The organism is Pedobacter jejuensis (assembly GCF_003725795.1).
Lineage (GTDB): Bacteria > Bacteroidota > Bacteroidia > Sphingobacteriales > Sphingobacteriaceae > Pedobacter > Pedobacter jejuensis.
Genome location: NZ_RBEE01000012.1, coordinates 172998 through 192979, shown reverse-complemented (window position 1 = coordinate 192979; position 19982 = coordinate 172998). Strand labels below are relative to the sequence as shown.

The following is a 19982-nucleotide window of genomic DNA, read 5'->3' as shown; positions in this document are numbered from 1 at the left end:
CCGATTGTTCAGGGCATTTCTATTATGTGATTTTGAAGATTCTTATTTTTTAGTGTAATCTGCGTTTAAGCCTTTAATAACTTCAGATGTAACATCTAAACTTTCATCAGCAAATAAAATTGCACTATTACCTTTAGAGTACGTTAAAACCATTTTATAGCCTTTTTCTTTTGCATATCCTTTTAAATAAGTAGCAACTTTATCGTATAATTTTTCATTTTCTGCAGCTTGCTCATTTTGTAAAGCACCACCTGCATTTTGCTGGTATGTTTGTAATTCTTGTTGTTTACGTCCCAAACGCTCCTCTGTTGATTTACGAACATCAGCAGCTAAAGAACCTGCAGTTTGTTGATATTGAGCAACTTCTCTTTGAAAAGCCTGAGTTTTAGCCTGCATATCTGCTTGTGCACTTTTCGATTTACTTTCAAACTTTACTTTTAAGTCTTTATAGTAATCGTATTTAGTTAATAACGAATCCGAATTTACAAATACGATTTTTTCATCAGCAGAAACAGCTGTGGTACTATCTGTCTTTTTAGTTTCAGTTGTTTTAGCGTCTTTGTTTTGGCATGCAGAAAAAGCAGTTATTAAAGCTGCAGTAGCAAATAAACCAAAGGTTTTGAAGGTTCTTCTTTCCATTATTATTTAATAAATTTCAGCAAAGATAAAAATGATAATTAAGTATGCAATAAATACTTTTAGGGCATAAACTTTTATATAGTAATTGTTTACAGTTTAAGTTAACGAAGCTTTACATTTATATATTATTTGAAAAGCAGATGCTGAAGTTCATTTTAACGGTATTCCCGCCAGCCGCTTTACTTCGCATTTCAGCCAAAGGCTGATGCTACGTGTTCGCTCTTGTCGGGTTTAGGTGGCGCAGTCCATGCTAAAATTTGCAGTTGCAGGGTGCAGAATTAGCCTAAAAGCGAAAGATTTAGTTATTTAAACCAGATTGAAATGAAAAGCGCCCGATTCTTCATCGGGCCTTGTAATGAAAAGCGGGACTAACATCTAATTGAAACACAGGTTTTGCTTTCCAAAACATCATTTAAACTGCCATGAAGGCTATTTATGCTTAGTTAGTGTTGGTTCCAAAACTTATCCACATATTAGTTTTATTGCCGAAATTTCCGTATTTTTGATTCTTATTATGTTTAAATAAAATATGAGCGAAGAACAAGATTTAAAGTCAAATTATTCGGCAGATAATATACAGGTTTTAGAAGGTTTGCAAGCGGTGCGTAAGCGCCCTTCAATGTATATAGGTGATACTGGTGTTAAAGGTTTACACCATTTGGTTTACGAGGTTGTAGATAACTCTATTGATGAAGCTTTGGCTGGTCATGCAGATACAATCGACGTAAGAATTTTAGAAGGAAACTCGATTAGAGTTGAAGATAATGGTCGTGGTATTCCAACCGGAATTAACACAAAAGAAAACAAATCTGCATTAGAAATCGTAATGACGGTTTTACACGCAGGTGGTAAATTTGATAAAGATACTTACAAAGTTTCTGGTGGTTTACACGGTGTTGGTGTAAGTTGCGTTAACGCATTATCAACACATTTAACAGCCGAAGTGCATCGTGAAGGCAAAATATGGATGCAGGAATACAATATTGGTAAACCTTTATACGATGTTAAGGAAACAGGTACTACTGATAAACGCGGTACGATTGTAACTTTTAGTCCGGATCCTACAATTTTCACCCAAACAACTGAATATAAGTACGATACATTGGCTAGTCGCTTACGCGAATTGGCTTTTTTAAATAAGGGTATTAAATTAACCTTAACAGATGAGCGTGAAACTTTAGAAGATGGAAATTTTCTTTCAGAAGTTTTTCAATCAGAAGGTGGTTTAAAAGAGTTTGTTACATTTTTAGATGGAACCCGTGCATCTTTCTTGCCAGAACCAATTTATATCGATGGAATTAAAAATGGTGTTCCGGTTGAATTGGCTTTTCAGTATAATGATAGTTACTCTGAAAACGTTCACTCATACGTAAACAACATTAATACGCATGAAGGTGGAACGCACATTGCAGGTTTCCGTAGGGGTTTAACACGTACTTTAAAAAGTTATGCAGATAAATCGGGATTGTTAAAAAACCTGAAAATGGAAATTACCGGTGATGACTTTAGAGAAGGTTTAACCGCTGTTGTTTCTGTAAAGGTGCAAGAGCCGCAGTTCGAAGGTCAAACGAAAACCAAATTGGGTAATACCGAGGTTATGGGTGCGGTTGATATTGCTGTTGGTGAAGCATTAGGAGCTTATTTGGAAGAAAATCCGAAAGAAGCTAAAATGATTGTTAATAAAGTTATTTTAGCTGCTACTGCTCGTGCTGCTGCTCGTAAAGCACGCGAAATGGTTCAACGTAAGAGTGTAATGGGTGGTTCGGGTTTACCTGGTAAACTTGCCGATTGTGCTGATAGCGATCCTGTAAAATGTGAAATTTATTTGGTTGAGGGAGATTCCGCGGGTGGAACAGCTAAGCAGGGTCGTGATAGAAACATTCAAGCAATTTTACCGTTAAAAGGTAAGATTTTGAACGTTGAAAAGGCCATGGAACATAAGATTTACGAGAACGACGAGATTAAAAATATGTTTACGGCAATTGGTGTAAGCATAGGTACGCCAGAAGATGATAAGGCTTTGAACATGACGAAATTACGTTACCACAAAATCGTAATCATGACGGATGCTGATATTGATGGTAGTCACATTACAACCTTGATTTTGACATTCTTCTATCGTTACATGAGGGCTTTAATTGAAGCTGGTTATGTTTATATTGCATCTCCACCACTTTATCAGGTTAAAAAAGGTAAGGAATTTGAATATTGCTGGAACGATACAGAACGTGATGCGGCTGTACAACGAATTAAAGGAAATGGTAAAGAAGATAGTGTTCACATCCAACGCTACAAAGGTTTAGGTGAGATGAATGCAGAGCAACTTTGGGATACTACTTTAAACCCGGCAACCAGAACACTATTACAAGCAACTATAGAAAGCGCTGCAGAATGCGACCATACTTTTTCTATGTTAATGGGCGATGAAGTTGCACCACGTAGAGAATTTATTGAGCGTAATGCGAAATATGCGAAAATTGATGCTTAAAAAAGCTGAAAGACTAAAGCTGAAAGTGAATGAAAATAAAAACCTCTGTCAAGTTAAAACTTGAAGAGGTTTTTTTTATTTTAAAATTTATATACATCGCTTTCTTATGTATGTTAAAATTTATATATTTGATTCATGACAGTTAATAATGAATTATTTAAAGGCACTTTGCAAACGATAATCTTAAATCTTTTGGTAGAAAATGAAAGGATGTATGGTTATGAAATTACGCAGAAAGTAAAAGCAATAACACAGGGAGAATTAATGCTAAAAGAAGGCGCTCTATATCCAGCCTTGCATAAGTTGGAAGCTGATGGTTTACTAGAAACTACTACCGAAGTTGTAGATAACAGAGTGCGGAAATACTATGCTTTATCTAAGGATGGAGAAAAGGAAGTTATTAACAAACTTCAGGATGCCAAAGATTTTATTGCTCATCTGCAACTACTATTAAACCTGAAACCTAGTTTTTAATGGAATTAACAATGGAACAAAGGCAGGAGATTAGTGATTATATTTCTACTGCTGTAAAGTATAGAGAAACCTATTACGAACTCTACGACCATATTATTAATGCTCTAAATGATAGTGATGAAGTTTATTGTTTAAATCATGTTGCGATAATTATAAATCGAGATTTCGGCGGTTTCAAAAATATTCAGTTAACCGAAACCAATTATCAGAAACAGCTTAATAAGAAGTATATTTCATATTTCAGAAGTGAGATGCTTAGCTCATTTAGTTATCCAGGTATTTTGAACAATGCCATGATTTTTGCTTTATGTATTATAATATATTTTGGAAAAAAGAATCAACCATTTAATCTGGGGTCCATGTTAGTTGCTATTCAACTATCACTTTCGATTATTTGCTTATTTGGGTTTTACAAAATTGTAGCTAATAGATTGAAATTTCTTAGATATTCTATATTAGATAATTTCTTAGGGTATTTATGTTCCTTTGGACTTGTTTTAATAAACTCATTTTTGTCCGTTTTTATATCAAAGGATGGACTATTTGATATAAGCGTTGATTCCAAGTTGATTTTAGCTCTGACATTATTCTTTTTTGGTAGTTTATACGCAAGAACTTTCATTAAAATTTACAATCAAAAACTTAATGTTTTAGCTATTTAGTATGAAACTTTCAAACCAACAACTGGCACAAATAAGAGAATTCATTAGCAAAAAAGGATTCACCTATATAGATGTTCAAATGGAAATTTTGGATCATGTTGCCTCTCAAGTTGAAGAATATATGACTAATAATCCGGAGTTGAAATTTGATGATGCTTTAAATGAAACACACAAATCTTTTGGCCTTTTAGGTTTTAGTAGCCTTGAAGATAGCATTACTAAAATGTTGCACAGAAGATACAAAAAAATATTATTGAGCAACGTAGTTGTTTTTTTCAATTTTAAGTATTTTCCAATTACTTGCCTGGCGTTTTTCTTACTATATAAAATTCAATATTTTACCCAACTCACGGAGTTAATTTATCCAATATTTATAATTGTAATGATTTCATTAAATGTAGTATTGTATGTTCAATATTTTAAAACTTATTACCTAAAGAACTACTTAGCATGCAAATCCTCTGCTATTTATCTTTCAGCTTTAAGCGTATTTGTCTGTTTTGCAAGTGCCTTCAATGATCTCAAAACGCCACTTTTTTTTCAGAATATGGATATTAATTTGCTTTTCATGCCAACCTTAATCAGCTTGTTTTTTATTTACATTTTTTCAGCAATTAAAACAGCTAGAATTGGAATTGCTGAAAGTAAAATATTAATGCAAAAATATAAGTTAGCTTTAAGGTAAGATATAAAATAAAAACCTCTGTCAAGTTAAAACTTGAAGAGGTTTTTTGTTTTAAAATTGATAATTATTAAAGTCAACTATCAAACTTCCAGAATCTAAAATCCATCCAGATTTCAGATTCACGGATTTAACTAACCACCTGCAAAAGCAGGTTTCTACTAAAAATCAAAGACCTTTGTTTTATAAGATATAATAAGACCCAACTGGAGCCAATTCCGTTTGAGGCTTATCTTCATATAATTTATTATCATCCAACATCTGGCATAAATCTCTTTCTATCGTTCTGCAAATCGTCGTTGTCGGGGTATCAGTTGGTTTGTTTTCGAATGGATCTTGTAAATGAACAGCCATTTTTTCAACCAGTAAAAAAAACGCGGCAATTGCAACAACTAAAGGCACTTCCATATATCCAAAGTATTCTATTAAACCGAAAGGCAATAAAACAATAAATAAATGGATAGACATGCTAATGTATTTGCTATAAGTTACCGGGAAAACCGTGTTCTTAATCCGTTCAGAACCCCCCATATGGTTACATAGTGCAGATATTGTTTTATCGATTTCTATCTGTTGATATTTGTTAATCAAGCCTTCTTGCAAAGCTTTCTTTAAATCCATTCCATGCAACTCCAATAAAGTTGTAGTAACATTTTTACGGTTCTTTATAAAAGCCATTTGTTCAGGAGTTAGGTACTCTTCTAATCCTTTTCTAGGGCTAAAACCTCTTAAAGCCTGACTTAAAGCGAAACACCAGGCAATTTGGCGTTTAATAAATTGTGCTTTAAACTGCTCAATATCATCTTGATTGTATGGATTATCTACAAAAGATAATATTTGGCGGGCGATGGATCTGGAATCGTTAACAATTGCTCCCCATAAAATTCTAGCTTCCCACCATCTATCATAAGCCTGGTTGGAACGAAACGCAAGTAAAAGGGATATGATTGTCCCTAGTAAAGCTGGTACAGCAACAGGAATTGATATTCGGGTAACGTGAAAATTCTGATATAGAATTACGATACCAACTGAATAAGCAATTACAAAAAGCAATTCTTTTTTGATTTTTCCGAATATATAAGTGAGCGGAACATTATTTCGTAACAGCATGATATTTAAATTAAAGGGTGATTAATTACGCATTTACTTCTTGCATTTCTGCCTCGTAAATTTTTGTTTCAATAAGATTCTCTGAAGGATGTACTTTCATAACATTTAGATTAAGCACCTTACAACCAGAGCGTTCACCCAAATATTTTGGGTTGATGCTGTACTTATTGATTGGAGTGAACTTATAATCTTTTAAAAAGGCAATTGCATCTACATCAAAGGCTTCTAAAAAATTTTTAAAGGCTGCAACGGTGCTACCATAAAAATATTCTATACCAATGGTGTTAATATTGCCTTGATATTTATTTTTATATTCATTTAGAAGGGAATAAAACTCGTCACTCACGTTTTCATAATCGCGGCTTCTTCGACTAAGCATAAGCATATCAGTAATAGAATCTGAAAGTTTAAATGCATGAACAAATATTAAGTTTAGTTTTTCGCCCTCTAGATTTTGAACTAGTGCATCAATTGCTTTTGTGCTTTCTAAATTGAAGTCGGTAGGGATTAATACTGTTTTCATAGCTTATGTTTTTAAATAAATAGATTAATTATTTATACAAGTTTAAGCCAATGATATTACAGCGAAATAAGAGTGAGATTAAAATTTGATTAGAATTAGGATGGAAGATGGGATTATGGATGATGGATGATGGGGAATGGATGATGGGGAATGGAATATGGAATATGGAAGATCAAGGATGAAGGAGCAAAGAGTAAGGATAAGAATCTGTTTTAGGTGTATCTAAAAAACCAAGCAACCAACAAACCAAGCAACTAACCAACCAACAAACCAAAAACCCAACTACCCCTTAATAGGTAAAATGATTTTGATTTCTGTACCAATTCCTTCTTTTGATTTAATTGCGATGCTTCCTCTATGGAGCCGGATAATGTTTAGTGATAAAGGTAAACCCACACCGTATCCTTTAAATTTATTGGTATTCGAAGCACGGTAAAAAGGTTCAAAAATATGCTGGATATCTGATTCAGGAATACCTATTCCCTGGTCGGTAATGGCTATAGATAATAAATTGGTTTTACTTTCGAGCGTTATGGTAACAGGTTTATAATCAGAATATTTGCATGCATTGCTTACCACATTTGTGATTGCTAGTTTAATTAGATTTTTGTTAACCCTTAACGTTATTAAATCTTCATCATCTGGTAAGGTGCTAAAATCTATCTCTATCTTACTATTAGGATGAACTTGATTTACTGCATCTTTTATTTCCCAAAGTAGTTCATCCATTCGAACCATTTCCCAAGGTTGGTTTTTGCCGTTAAAGCCCGATTGCGCTAAACCTAATAAACTGGTTAAAATGGTGTTTAGTCGCTCAGATTCATCTTTAATTTTTAGTAAAGCATTGTGTTGTTTTTCCGAATCATCTTTGGCTTTCATGGCCAGTTCAACCTCACCGCTAATAATGGTTAATGGTGTCCTCAACTCATGTGAAGCATTGCTTATAAAATTGTTTTGAGTTTCGAAAGCGGTTTCTAAGCGATTAAGCATATTGTTAAACGTTTGAGCCAGTTGCGACATTTCATCGCTGCCATCTTTAACATCTAAACGCATGTGTAAATTTTCTGCTTTTATTTTTTTAACACTTTTAATTACATTTCTTAAAGGCATAAGCATGTAATTTGAAAATTTCCAACCAACTAAAAATGACAAAATAACGGAGAGAAAAAAACCTATAATAAGGATTTTTTGTAAATCTTTTAATTCTCGGAAACCGACAGGATCGTTTGCTGAGACAATAACAATGTAGCCTTTTTGCGGATTTTTAAAATATTTACCAGCATAGAAATGGTTATCTGCACGGTATCGTGCTGTAAAACCAGCATTTATTCTATCATAAAAACTTCGCGGTAAAACTCTATCTACTTTTATTTCAGGCTTTCCTGCTTCGATAATGAATTCCCTTTCTGCCGGCAAGCGCTCCAAATATTGGTTACGCATTTTGGCATAAACATCATTATTATCATCTTCATAAAGTTTAATTTGAGCAGCGATATTTACTCTTGCCTCCAAACGCTTGTAAAAATCTTCGAATGCGAAATCGTTAGAAAAATACCAAACAAAGCCACTCAACAATGAAATAATTACGGCTGATAATATGGCAAAAAGTAAGGTAATCTTTTTCGCGATTTCCATTATCTTTCTTTTAAAACATAGCCTAAACCAACGGCTGTATGTATAAGCTTATGCTCGGAGTTTTTATCTATCTTTTTACGTAGGTAATTTACATAAACATCAACAACATTAGTCCCAAGATTAAAATCGATATCCCAAACACTTTCTAAAATATCAATTCGCGATAGGATTTTTGATTTATTTTTCGCCATAAATTCGAGCAAGCGATATTCTGTGGCTGTTAATACAATTTCTTTTTGATTGCGTTTAACCGTTTTTGCGCTGACATTAATTTGTAAATCGGCAATGGTTATAATCTGATCTAGCGATACTATTCCACCGTATCTCCTTAATAAGGTCCTTATTCTGGCGAAAAGTTCAGCAAATTTAAAAGGTTTAATGAGATAATCATCCGCTCCATTATCCAATCCGTTTACAATATTTTCTGTTGTACCTAAAGCCGTTAACATAATAATTGGTGTATTTGGCTTTTGCTCCTTAATTATTTTGCAAAGCTCAAGTCCATTAATTCCGGGCAACATAATATCCAGCATAATTAAATCAAAGTGATTTTCTAATGCCATTTGCTTACCAATTAATCCATCAGGTGCTACACTAACGTTAAAACCTTCGTCGGTTAAACCTCTCGAAACCACAGAAACTACATTCGGTTCGTCTTCTACAAGCAGTAAATTCATCTGATGGCAAATAATTTAAAAAATAGGGTAATTCAAAATCTTAATTTAAGAAAACTCAATTTAACTGTTTTTTTAACGTAATGCCGACATAATTGTTTTTTTATCAAGGGAACCAAACAAAAAAGCTTCTTAAAATTAATTAGGAAGCTTTGCATTTAGGTATAATGAAACTTAAATTTCTTTCTCAGATTTTTCCTTCAAACTGGCTAAACCGCTTTCAAAGTCTTTTCCAATCATTTTGTCCATTCCGCCCATAATCAAGCACATCCATTTACTTATTAAGTTATTTTCGCCACTCATTGTCCAGGTAACTTTGTTCCCATTTCCTTCCGGTTGGATGTCAAATTTTGTATCTGCATGGCTTTCGAAAGGTTCTTTAAATAGTAAATCGATATCAACCTGTTTGTTTGGTTCTACTTTTATAATTTTCATTTGTCCTGAACCAATTTCTTTTCCAACCCAAGCATATAAATGTTCTGGCTGTTCTGGTGTGCCAGCAAATGATACTTTTGCAGTAGGTTCCATTTTGGCCCATGGATTCCATTTATAAAATTCGTTAAAATCAGCAATGTTTTTGTAAATAACGCTATCGGGAGCGTTAATTGTTGATGATCTAGATACTGAATAGGTTTTGGGCAAGAACATCCCGCCTACAAGAATTATTATAGCCAATACCACAATAATTCCCAATAAAATTTTTAAGATTCTCATATTAAATTTATTTGGTTATCTAAATTTAAACATAAACCTCTTTAAATCATAATGTTAATTGGTTTGATTTGAATTGCACTTACTTGTACAATTTGAGCGTTAATTTATCATAGTTAATTACCGCTTTGTATTGCATTAAAATATCTCCCCCGATTATTCCCGAAATTGGTGGATGCCCAAATTGCCGGTAAGTTTCCGTAACCGATTGCAAATCGATAGCAACAGTTTCATAATTTTTAATCTTTAGCGAGCCTATTTTGACTTCTGGAATGGTAGCCTGGATAGTTGTAGTAGTTGTAAAGAGTGTAGCCGCATTTATCTCATCCGATACGTGTAAAGTTTCGGAAAGATGCTGCTCTATCAAAGATTTGTCGAAAACACTTCGTGATGCTCCCGTATCTAATACAACGAAATGCTTTTGCTTAAAAACAACAATTTCCACCAAAAGGTGGAAACCATCGTCTTGTAAGTTTATAAGTTTTAATGGAATTTTGATTGATTTCATTCTATTTTTACCACCTAAGACATCTTAGTATTTCTATTTGATGTATGAGGTTTTTATTAGGTGTTTTAGGTGGCTAAATTTTTATAGGTGTTTAAGATGATTAATTTTATTACACCAATTTCATATCTGCCAACACGCTATTCATGTTTCTAACGGCATCAGCGCTTTTATTAAAAGCAGTCTGTTCTTCATCGGTTAATTTAAAATCTATAATTTTTTCCCAGCCATTGCGGCCAATAATTACAGGAACACCTAAACAAATATCTTGCTGACCGTATTCGCCTTCTAACGAAACACAGCAGGTAAATAATTTTTTCTCATCGCGTAAAATTGCTTCAACAAGTGCTGCTCCAGCTGCTCCAGGAGCATACCATGCAGATGTACCGATTAAACCTGTTAAAGTTGCACCGCCAACCATGGTATCTGCAGCAACTTTATCCAGCGTTGCTTTATCTAATAAATTGCTAACCGGTAAGCTTTGATAAGTAGCCAAACGCGTTAATGGAATCATAGTTGTATCGCCATGGCCACCAATAACAAAGCCTTGCAAATCACTCGGGTTGCAATTTAATGCCTGTGATAAATAGAACTTAAATCGAGAACTATCTAAAGTTCCGCCCATGCCAATAATTCGGTTTTTTGGTAAGCCTAACGATTTTAAAGCCAAATAGGTCATCGTATCCATCGGGTTACTGATAACGATAATAATGGTTTCTGGAGAGTATTTTAAAATGTTTTCGGCAACACCTTTAACAATGCCGGCATTTATTCCGATTAATTCTTCTCGCGTCATCCCTGGCTTACGTGGCAAACCCGAAGTAATTACGACCACATCAGAGCCTGCAGTTTTGCTGTAATCGTTTGTTACACCAGTAATTTTTGTATCAAAACCCAAAAGTGTAGCTGTTTGCATCATATCAATGGCTTTACCTTCGGCAAAGCCTTCTTTAATATCTAACAGAACAAGTTCATTCGCTAATTCTTTACGGGCAATATTATCTGCGCATGTTGCGCCAACTGCGCCCGCACCTACAACCGTTACTTTCATATTTTCTTATTTTTGGTTTTGCTGTTCGTTAATTATATCGAAGTTAAAAATAAATATAGGGTTAAAAAACCCTTTTCAAAACTTTATAATTACCCAACTGTTAATAGTTGAAATAAAATTATGAAATCGAGAAAAATCTTATTTCTATACATGTTAACGCTTTTGACTTCAATTTCAGTTTTAACATCTTTCAAAAATCATTATAAAAATTCCAATATGGATAATAAGCCTGTTGATAAGATCGATTTTAAAAAATTTCAGGGAAAGTGGTATTCGCTTACTAGCATTCCAACAGCTTTAGATAAGAAATGGCGCAAAACAATTGAAAATTATACATTAAAACATAATCGCTTTGATGTTTTTACAACATATTATAAAATTGGAAATCCGGAAGAGCAATCTATAAAATCCAAATTATTCTTTTATGCCGATAAGCCTGATGGCGACATGAAAGCTCAGTTTTTGTGGCCATTCAAAATCAGTTATTTTGTGCTTGAATTGCCAGATGATTACAGTTATGTGGTTATCGGTCATCAAGACAAGAAATATTTATTTATAATGAGCAGAAAACCCACCATAGATAAAAGCTTGATGGCTGCCATAATTGAAAGGTGCAGAAAGAGTGGATATGATGTTGATAAACTGGTAAGTCAGGAACATAATTAATAGAACCAATTTAAATTAACTACTATGGAAAATAAACCTATTTCAAATATTGATTTAAAGGCTTTTGAGGGAAAATGGTATTCTTTATATTCAATTCCAACCTTGATGGACAAAAACTGGAAACAAACTACAGAAACATATACTTTAACAGAAGATGATCATTTTGATGTCTTAACTACCTATCGCAAAGAAGGTAAAGATGAGGAGAAATCCATTACATCAAAATTATTCTTTGAGGATGAGAAAGCTGATGGAGATATGAAAGCTCAATTTTTGTGGCCATTTAAAATAGGTTACTGGATAATTGAACTGGCAGATGATTACAGCTACGTTGTTGTTGGGCATCCCGATAAAGAATATCTTTTTATTATGGCCCGCGAACCTAAAATGGAAGCAGATTTATTGGTCCATATTATCGAAAGATGCAGACTTAAAGGCTACGATGTTAGTGAATTGGTAAGTCAGGAGCATTTTTAATAGATATAATTCGATAAGAGAATGAAATCGACAGTTTGGTTTCTATTCTTTCTTATCGATAAATTCTATTCCCTGTTGAATGTTTTTATCAAGCGATAAATTATCAAAATTATCTTGCTTAGATACACGAATATCGGGTACAATTTTTTCATAATAGTTCCCATTTCTATCGCTATCATATGAGGTTGTTAGCGCCATTGTAATATTAAAAGGCAACTTACAGGCAATGTTTCCTGTGGTTGCCCCGTAAGTATTTTCCCCAATAAAATTGGTGTTTGGTCTGCCTTTAAACGCCAATGCAACAACTTCACCCGAACTTGCTGTAAATATGCCTGTTAAAATACTCACTTTTTTTTTATCCAACAATTCGCCAATCGGATTGATAAAAGATACCATTTTTGATTTCTCAATTAATTTTCCTTTATCTAATCTAAGCTTACTTTCTTGCTTTTTATCTTCATTTAGTGAGCCACCGATATCATTGTCACCTAAAAAGTCATATAGCGCAAGCAGCATAGGCCATGAATTGCCACCGATGTTAAATCGCAAGTCGATTATCCAGCCTTCAATATTATTTTCAGCTTTAAAAGCAGCTATTTTGTTGTATAACGGCTGTGCTATATTATGAATATTCTTTGCGCCTATATCAAAAGACAACATTGCGGGGATTAATATATAGCCATATTTTTCATTAATCACTTTTACTTCAAACGCTGGTTTGGTATCATACTTCTTTTTCCATTGCTCACTATAATCCTCCTTTAAAATATTTTTCACTGTGGCAGAATACTTATTTTGTTTGTAGTATACATTGCAGTGTGTAGCCCCTATTTTATCAAATAGTTTTTTAATTTCAAGCAGGGAGCTTTGAAAAGTATTGTATTGCCTTAAATCCTGCTCAGTTTGCGATTCTATTAATTTCCAGTTGATGGTTTGCTTGTGTAGATATCCACTTTTTAGGGTTGAGAAAAGGTTATCATAAAATATTTTAATACTGTCTTGCGGTGTTATCTTTTTTTGTGCATCCGCAGTAAGGGATAAACTCAATACAAAAATTACGGCTAATATTCTCTTCATCTATTTCAAAGATTAATTGTTAAAGTAAAGACGAGTTTATTCCAATAATGGTTGCAAATGTTAAAAAATTTCATGGATAATTAAATTATATCCGCTAATATATAACACTTAAAACTTACGATATCAATGCTGTTATTTTGCATTTTTTGTTGATAAAATTTGACAAATCCACCTCTCAAATTTGCTATTTTTGAAGAACCGTAAATTTTCTATACGGCTAATCCTTTACCGCAAAATATGTATTTAATTTTTGATACTGAAACCACTGGCTTGCCTCGTAATTACAATGCGCCAATTACCGATACCGATAACTGGCCACGTTGTATTCAAATTGCCTGGCAACTTCACGATGAGATGGGAAAGATGGTGGAGCATCAGGATTATTTAGTTAAGCCTGAAGGTTTTAACATTCCGTATGATGCAGAGCGAATTCACGGTATTTCTACAGAACTGGCAGAAGAACAGGGCATTCCATTATCCGAAGTTTTAGAAAAATTTAACACAGTATTATCGAAATCAAAATTTATTGTTGGCCAGAATGTTGGTTTTGACGTAAACATCATGGGTAGCGAATTTTACCGTTTTGGTATAGAAAATCGCCTTGCAGAAATGCCTGTTTTAGATACCTGTACCGAAATTACGGCAAGCTTGCTAAAGTTGCCTGGTGGGCGTGGGGGTAAGTTCAAATTGCCAACCTTAACAGAATTGCACGCTTACCTTTTTGGCGTTCCTTTTAATGAGGCGCACAATGCTACTGCCGATGTGGAAGCAACCACACGCTGTTTTTTAGAATTAATTAAAAAGGAAGTATTTACCAAAGAAGAATTACAGGTAGATGTAGCATATTTCCCACGTTTTCGTGAGGTAAACCCTGCGTCAATCCCTAGTTTTGGTATCCCGCATGTTAATCTAAAATCAGCTTCTGATGCAATTCGCAAGCGTTTGCAGCAATCAGAAGGTGGTGGTGTATCCAAACAAGAACTTGCAGAAAATAAACAAGAACTTGCAGCAGCAACATTTGTTCATCTACACAACCATACACAGTTTTCGGTTTTACAAAGTACCATAAGCATTCCAGATTTGGTAAAAGCTGCGGCAGCACAGAAAATGCCTGCAGTTGCCATGACAGACCATGCAAATATGATGGGTGCTTTTCATTTTGTTTCAAACGTTTTAAATCATAACAAAGCTGCAGAAGCCAAAAATGCAGCAGCTATAGAAGCTGGTGAAAGACCAACCGAGGTAATAATGACACCTATAATCGGTGTAGAATTTTTTGTTTGCGATGACCATCTGAATAGAACTTCGAAAGATAATGGTTACCAAATGGTTTTTTTAGCGAAGAATAAAAAAGGCTATCATAACCTGGCAAAAATGTCGTCCATCGCTTATACAAAAGGCTTTTATTATGTTCCGCGGATTGATAGAACTGTTGTAGAGCAATATAAAGATGATATTATTGTGCTATCTGGAAACCTTTCGGGAGAGATAGCTAACAAAATTTTAAACATGGGTGAAAACCAGGCAGAAGAAGCATTGCTTTGGTGGAAAACTCAATTTGGAGCTGATTTTTATGTGGAGGTCATGCGCCACAATCAGGAAGATGAAACCAGAGTAAATACTTCTTTAATTTCTTTGGCTAAAAAGCATGATGTAAAGTTAGTAGCTACAAACAACACATATTACATAAATAAAAAGGATGCCAATGCGCATGATATTTTGCTTTGCGTAAAAGATGGCGAAAAACAGGCAACTCCTATTGGGCGTGGTCGCGGTTACCGTTATGGTTTACCAAACCAAGAATATTATTTTAAATCTCCTGATGAGATGAAGGCACTTTTCGCTGATTTGCCCGAAGCTATTTTAAACATTCAGGAAATTGTTGATAAAATTGAAAGTTACCAGCTTGCCCGAGAAGTTCTGTTGCCAAAGTTTGATATTCCTGAAGAATTTTTGGTAGCAGAAGATGAAGCGGACGGAGGAAAGCGTGGTGAAAATAAATTCTTACGGTACCTTACATACGAAGGTGCAAAAAAACGTTATGCTACTTTAACGCCCGAAATAACTGATAGGTTGGATTTTGAATTGGCTACAATTGAGAAAACAGGTTACCCGGGTTATTTCTTAATTGTACAGGATTTTATTGCCGAAGCCAGAAGGAGAGATGTTTCTGTTGGTCCTGGTCGTGGTTCGGCGGCAGGTTCGGTAGTTGCTTATTGCTTGTGGATTACCAATATCGACCCACTAAAATATGACCTGCTTTTTGAGCGTTTCTTAAATCCCGATAGGGTTTCAATGCCCGATATCGATATCGATTTTGATGATGAAGGTCGCGGGCGTGTAATGGAATATGTTATCAATAAATACGGTTCAAGTCAGGTCGCCCAAATTATTACTTATGGAACAATGGCTGCCAAATCATCCATTCGGGATACCGCAAGGGTTTTGGATTTGCCTTTGTTTGAAGCTGATAAAATAGCCAAACTGATTCCAAATATGAAGCTGGCTAAAATCTTTAACCTTGATGAAAAAGCTTTAAAAGATGCTTTACGCCCGGATGAATACGAACGGGTTCAAGAGTTGAAAGCGATGGGGCTTGCAAAAGATTTAAGTGGCGAAACCATACAACAAGCTCAGGTTTTAGAAGGCTCTTTAAGAAATACTGGTATTCATGCCTGTGGTGTAATTATAACACCAAGCGATATCACAAACTTTGTTCCTGTTGCTACAGCTAAGGATTCTGATTTATATGTTACCCAATTTGATAACTCGGTAGTAGAAAGTGCCGGATTATTAAAAATGGATTTTTTGGGCTTGAAAACCCTAACGCTTATTAAGGATACTGTAAAACTGGTTAAAAAAAGACACGATATTTCTCTCGACCCAGATACTTTTCCAATCGATGACGTTTTGACTTACGAACTCTTTCAGCGAGGCGAAACCATTGGGATTTTTCAGTACGAAAGTCCAGGTATGCAGAAATATATGAAAGAGTTGAAACCAACTGTTTTTGATGATTTAATTGCCATGAACGCCTTGTATCGCCCAGGACCAATGGAATATATTCCAAGTTTTGTTAAGCGTAAAAATGGTGAGGAAGAAATAAAATACGATTTAGATGCTTGTGAAGAATATCTGAAAGAAACCTACGGTATTACAGTTTATCAAGAGCAGGTGATGCTTTTATCGCAAAAGTTAGCAGGTTTTACCAAAGGCGAGGCCGATGTTTTGCGTAAAGCAATGGGTAAAAAGCAAAAGGATGTTCTGGATAAAATGAAACCAAAGTTTGTAAAGCAAGCAGCTGAAAAAGGACATGATGCAGCAACTCTAGAAAAAATCTGGAAGGATTGGGAAGCTTTTGCTTCTTATGCATTTAACAAATCCCACTCTACATGTTATGCCTGGATTGCTTACCAAACAGCCTATTTAAAAGCACATTATCCGGCAGAATATATGGCTGCGGTGCTCTCAAATAACATGAGCGATATAAAACAAGTTGCTTTCTTTATGGAAGAATGTCGCCAAATGGGAGTTGTTGTTTTAGGTCCTGATGTTAACGAATCTGATTTAAAATTTTCCGTAAATGCGAAAGGTGAGGTACGTTTTGGCATGTCGGCAGTTAAAGGTGTTGGCGAAAAGGCAGTAGAAAGTATTATTGAAGAACGTTTGGAAAACGGACCTTATGCCACGGTTTACGATTTTGCGAAACGTTCTAACACCAGAATCGTAAATAAAAAAGCTTACGAAAGTTTTGTTTATAGCGGCGCTTTCGATGCTTTTGGCGGTCATAGGGCTCAGTATTTTTACATAGGTCCGAACGATAAAATGAATGGTATTGAGAAGATTATTAAATACGCCAATGATTTTCAAAATAATGAAAGCACCTCACAAGGCTCATTATTTGGAGGTTCAAAAGCAGATATGATTTTGGAGCCAACATTACCTGTGGCGCCAGAATGGGCGTTAATGGACAGGCTTAAATATGAGAAAGATGCCATCGGAATTTTTCTTTCTGGCCATCCATTAGATAACTACAAACTAGAACTTGATAAATTTTGTACTCATGGTGTTCGGCAATTAAGCATCATCAATAAAGTTCGGATGGGCGATACAAACGAAGATGTTCTGGCAGAATTTGAAAAGCTTAAAAACCGCGAATTATGCGTTGGTGGTTTAGTGGTAACGGCATCGCAAAGAATTACAAAAACCGGTAAACCCTTTGGTACTTTTGTTTTTGAAGATTACGAAGATGCATCGGAAATGGCCTTGTTTGGAGAGGATTTTTTAAAGTTTAAATCTTTTTTAACGGAAGGATATTTCTTACAGATTAGGGGCAGGGTAGGTGAACGTTTCGGCAAAGCTGGTGATTGGGAGTTTAAAATCACTTCGATTAATTTGATGTCTGAGTTGAGGGATAAATTAACTAAAAGCATTACCATTCAGGTTCCTATCGAAAGAGTAAATGATGATTTGATGCGTCAGATTGAAGCGATTTTAGCAGACAATAAGGCAAACTCTGAGCAGCAAAACTGCCAGTTAAATTTCGCCGTTTTTGATAGCGAAAAACAGATAATGTTAGATTTACCTTCAAAAAACTTAAAAATTAATCCGAACAACAAATTCTTAGAACAATTGGTAGGTTTGAATGTTGTGAATTATAAGCTTAATTAAGCTAGAAGGCACCGCTATCCGTCATGCTGAATTTATTTCAGCATCTTTTTTGAAGAGAAGACTGTAAACAAGTTTAGAGTGATAGTAGCGGCAAAAGCGTTTAACTAATGTCAAATTGGCAATACATTATCGTTGGCATTACAATTGAATACATATATTTGAACATAAAAAAATAATTATGGCATTAGAAATCACAGATGCAAACTTCGAGGAGCTTGTATTAAAATCAGATAAACCCGTATTAGTAGATTTTTGGGCAGAATGGTGTGGCCCTTGTCGCATGGTTGGTCCAGTAGTAGAAGAAATCGCGAAAGAATATGACGGCAAAGCTATCGTTGGTAAAGTTAACGTAGATAACAATCCGCAAATTTCAATGCAGTTTGGTATCCGTAACATTCCTGCTTTATTATACTTTAAAGATGGTCAAGTTGTTGATAAACAAGTTGGTGCTGTTCCAAAATCAGTATTGGCTGAGAAATTAAACAAGCAATTGGCTTAATAAGGTAGAAAGTTATAAGGCCGAAGGTTTAAGGTATCTAAATTTTTAGAATCTTATCCTTAGTGGCTGATTAAATAATCTTTCTATCTCTTGTAACATATTTAAAACCCGAGTTCATTTATAGAAATCGGGTTTTTTATTGCGATAATATTTTTGTTCTTTAGTTTAAAATTTATCATCACCTATGAACACATTCACCAACAAAACATTAGGAATAGCAGGGTTTTCAATCAGTTTAATGCTTGCGAATCCTGTTTCGGCACAAAATCCTGTAGAAACCAATCAGCCATCAGCAGATTATAAGCCAGCATTTGAAGGCCAAACCCGGATTGGAAGCGTAAAAACAAATACTCCATTAAACATTACTGTTATTAACGAGAAATTGGAAAATCCATGGGCAATTTCTGTTTTACCGAATGGCGGTTTTTTAATCACTCAAAAGAAAGGTACAATGGTAATACTTGGCGCCGATGGTACGTTAAGCAAAACGATTACCGGCTTACCAAAGGTTGATCCATCAGGACAAGGTGGGTTGCTTGATGTAACATTAGACCCCGATTTTGCAAAAAATAGAATGGTTTATTACGCTTATTCAGAGCCACAAGATAAGGGTGTTTTGTTGGCGATTGCTAAAGGAAAGCTCTCAGCAAATGAAACTGCTTTAGAAAATCAAACTGTAATTTATCGGGCCACACCATCTTATGGAGGTAAATTGCAATATGGTTCAAGGATCGTTTTTGATAAGGATGGCTATTTATTTGTAAGTACAGGCGAACGTTCGGGTAGCGATATTCGTATTCAGGCTCAATATCTAAATTCCTCTCTTGGTAAAATTCTTCATTTGACTAAAGATGGTAAGCCAGTTCCAAACGGACCTTTTGCTGGTAAAGCAGACGCCAGACCGGAAATTTATGCATTAGGTTTACGTAATCCTGATGGTTTAGCCATTAATCCTCAAACTGGAGATTTATGGGAAGCAGAATTCGGACCAAAAGGAGGTGATGAGGTTAATCTTATCAAACCAGGAAAAAACTATGGCTGGCCAATAATTACTTATGGTACAGAGTATAGTGGTAAAGCGGTTGGTGATGCCATTCAGCAAAAAGAAGGCATGGAACAACCCGTTTACTTTTGGAATCCGAGCATTTCTCCTGGTTGTATTGCTTTTTACAATGGCACCGCAATTCCCGAATGGAAAGGAAATCTTTTTGTTGGTGGTCTAGGTGGCTCTCACATTATTCGATTGGTGTTAAAAGACAATAAAGTTATCGGTGAAGAAAGATTATTAGAAGGAAAAGGCGAACGTTTCCGCGACATGGTTGAAAAAGATGGAGCGCTTTATTCGGTAACCGATAATGGAAAACTTTATAAAATAGCAAAGAAATAAGCTTCGATTGATATACTATAAAGACATTTAATCTAGATATTCAACATTCTA

Annotated in this window: 18 protein-coding genes; 9 read left to right on the top strand and 9 right to left on the bottom strand. The window is 34.9% G+C overall.

All coding sequences use genetic code 11. From position 1 onward, the window contains the following. Positions 1–42: 42 nt before the first annotated feature. Positions 43–639, bottom strand: a complete 597-nt coding sequence (locus tag D7004_RS08405) for an OmpH family outer membrane protein (protein WP_123205435.1) — start codon at positions 637–639, stop codon at positions 43–45. 529 nt (positions 640–1168) lie between these two features. Between D7004_RS08405 and gyrB the strand changes: the two genes are divergently transcribed. The 4 genes from gyrB to D7004_RS08385 all read left to right on the top strand — a co-directional run bounded on the left by gyrB (position 1169) and on the right by D7004_RS08385 (position 4948). After that, the gene (gene gyrB / locus D7004_RS08400; protein WP_123205434.1) at positions 1169–3127 is read left to right on the top strand and encodes a DNA topoisomerase (ATP-hydrolyzing) subunit B; all 1959 of its coding nucleotides are present in this window, start codon (positions 1169–1171) and stop codon (positions 3125–3127) included. Between the two features lie 135 nt (positions 3128–3262). Then, on the top strand, positions 3263–3601 hold the full coding sequence (locus tag D7004_RS08395) for a PadR family transcriptional regulator (protein ID WP_123205433.1): 339 nt from the start codon (positions 3263–3265) through the stop codon (positions 3599–3601). 11 nt (positions 3602–3612) lie between these two features. Further along, complete coding sequence (locus D7004_RS08390; RefSeq protein ID WP_167459452.1) at positions 3613–4263, top strand: hypothetical protein; 651 nt, start codon at positions 3613–3615, stop codon at positions 4261–4263. A 1-nt stretch (position 4264) separates the two neighbouring features. Further along, positions 4265–4948, top strand: coding sequence for a hypothetical protein (locus tag D7004_RS08385; protein WP_123205431.1), 684 nt, complete (start codon positions 4265–4267; stop codon positions 4946–4948). Positions 4949–5128: 180 nt separating this feature from the next. Here the strand turns inward: D7004_RS08385 and D7004_RS08380 are convergent, their stop codons facing one another. From D7004_RS08380 to mdh, 7 genes are all read right to left on the bottom strand, one after another. Beyond that, positions 5129–6055 carry a bestrophin family protein gene (locus D7004_RS08380; RefSeq protein WP_123205430.1) on the bottom strand — a complete coding sequence of 309 codons (927 nt, stop codon included), beginning with the start codon at positions 6053–6055 and terminating at the stop codon, positions 5129–5131. A gap of 25 nt (positions 6056–6080) precedes the next feature. Further along, positions 6081–6578 (bottom strand): hypothetical protein, encoded by a 498-nt coding sequence (locus D7004_RS08375; protein WP_123205429.1) that lies wholly within the window; start codon positions 6576–6578, stop codon positions 6081–6083. 282 nt (positions 6579–6860) lie between these two features. Further along, entirely contained in the window at positions 6861–8213 is a 1353-nt protein-coding gene (locus D7004_RS08370) for a sensor histidine kinase (RefSeq protein WP_123205428.1), read from the bottom strand. Further along, positions 8213–8890, bottom strand: a complete 678-nt coding sequence (locus D7004_RS08365; RefSeq protein ID WP_123205427.1) for a response regulator transcription factor — start codon at positions 8888–8890, stop codon at positions 8213–8215. Before D7004_RS08365 ends, D7004_RS08370 begins: the two co-directional genes overlap by 1 nt. 171 nt (positions 8891–9061) lie before the next feature. Further along, positions 9062–9601, bottom strand: a complete 540-nt coding sequence (locus D7004_RS08360; protein ID WP_123205426.1) for an SRPBCC family protein — start codon at positions 9599–9601, stop codon at positions 9062–9064. Between the two features lie 79 nt (positions 9602–9680). Continuing rightward, positions 9681–10106 (bottom strand): aspartyl protease family protein, encoded by a 426-nt coding sequence (locus D7004_RS08355; protein WP_123205425.1) that lies wholly within the window; start codon positions 10104–10106, stop codon positions 9681–9683. 109 nt (positions 10107–10215) lie between these two features. Beyond that, entirely contained in the window at positions 10216–11154 is a 939-nt protein-coding gene (mdh, locus tag D7004_RS08350; RefSeq protein WP_123205424.1) for a malate dehydrogenase, read from the bottom strand. Positions 11155–11274: 120 nt separating this feature from the next. Here mdh and D7004_RS08345 point away from each other — a divergent pair, with 120 nt between their 5' ends. Next, positions 11275–11820, top strand: coding sequence for a lipocalin family protein (locus D7004_RS08345; protein ID WP_244214276.1), 546 nt, complete (start codon positions 11275–11277; stop codon positions 11818–11820). Positions 11821–11844: 24 nt separating this feature from the next. Next, positions 11845–12297 (top strand): lipocalin family protein, encoded by a 453-nt coding sequence (locus D7004_RS08340; protein WP_123205423.1) that lies wholly within the window; start codon positions 11845–11847, stop codon positions 12295–12297. A gap of 42 nt (positions 12298–12339) precedes the next feature. Here the strand turns inward: D7004_RS08340 and D7004_RS08335 are convergent, their stop codons facing one another. Further along, a complete protein-coding gene (locus D7004_RS08335; protein ID WP_123205422.1) occupies positions 12340–13374 on the bottom strand; it encodes a S41 family peptidase in 1035 nt (344 codons plus the stop codon). Between the two features lie 237 nt (positions 13375–13611). Here D7004_RS08335 and dnaE point away from each other — a divergent pair, with 237 nt between their 5' ends. The 3 genes from dnaE (at position 13612) to D7004_RS08320 (ending at position 19931) form a co-directional block, all read left to right on the top strand. Further along, positions 13612–18045: a DNA polymerase III subunit alpha gene (gene dnaE / locus D7004_RS08330; protein ID WP_123205421.1), complete on the top strand. Its 4434-nt coding sequence runs from the start codon at positions 13612–13614 to the stop codon at positions 18043–18045. 178 nt (positions 18046–18223) lie between these two features. Continuing rightward, positions 18224–18544, top strand: a complete 321-nt coding sequence (trxA, locus tag D7004_RS08325) for a thioredoxin (RefSeq protein WP_109923776.1) — start codon at positions 18224–18226, stop codon at positions 18542–18544. A gap of 184 nt (positions 18545–18728) precedes the next feature. Continuing rightward, positions 18729–19931: a PQQ-dependent sugar dehydrogenase gene (locus D7004_RS08320; protein WP_123205420.1), complete on the top strand. Its 1203-nt coding sequence runs from the start codon at positions 18729–18731 to the stop codon at positions 19929–19931. Positions 19932–19982 lie beyond the last annotated feature (51 nt).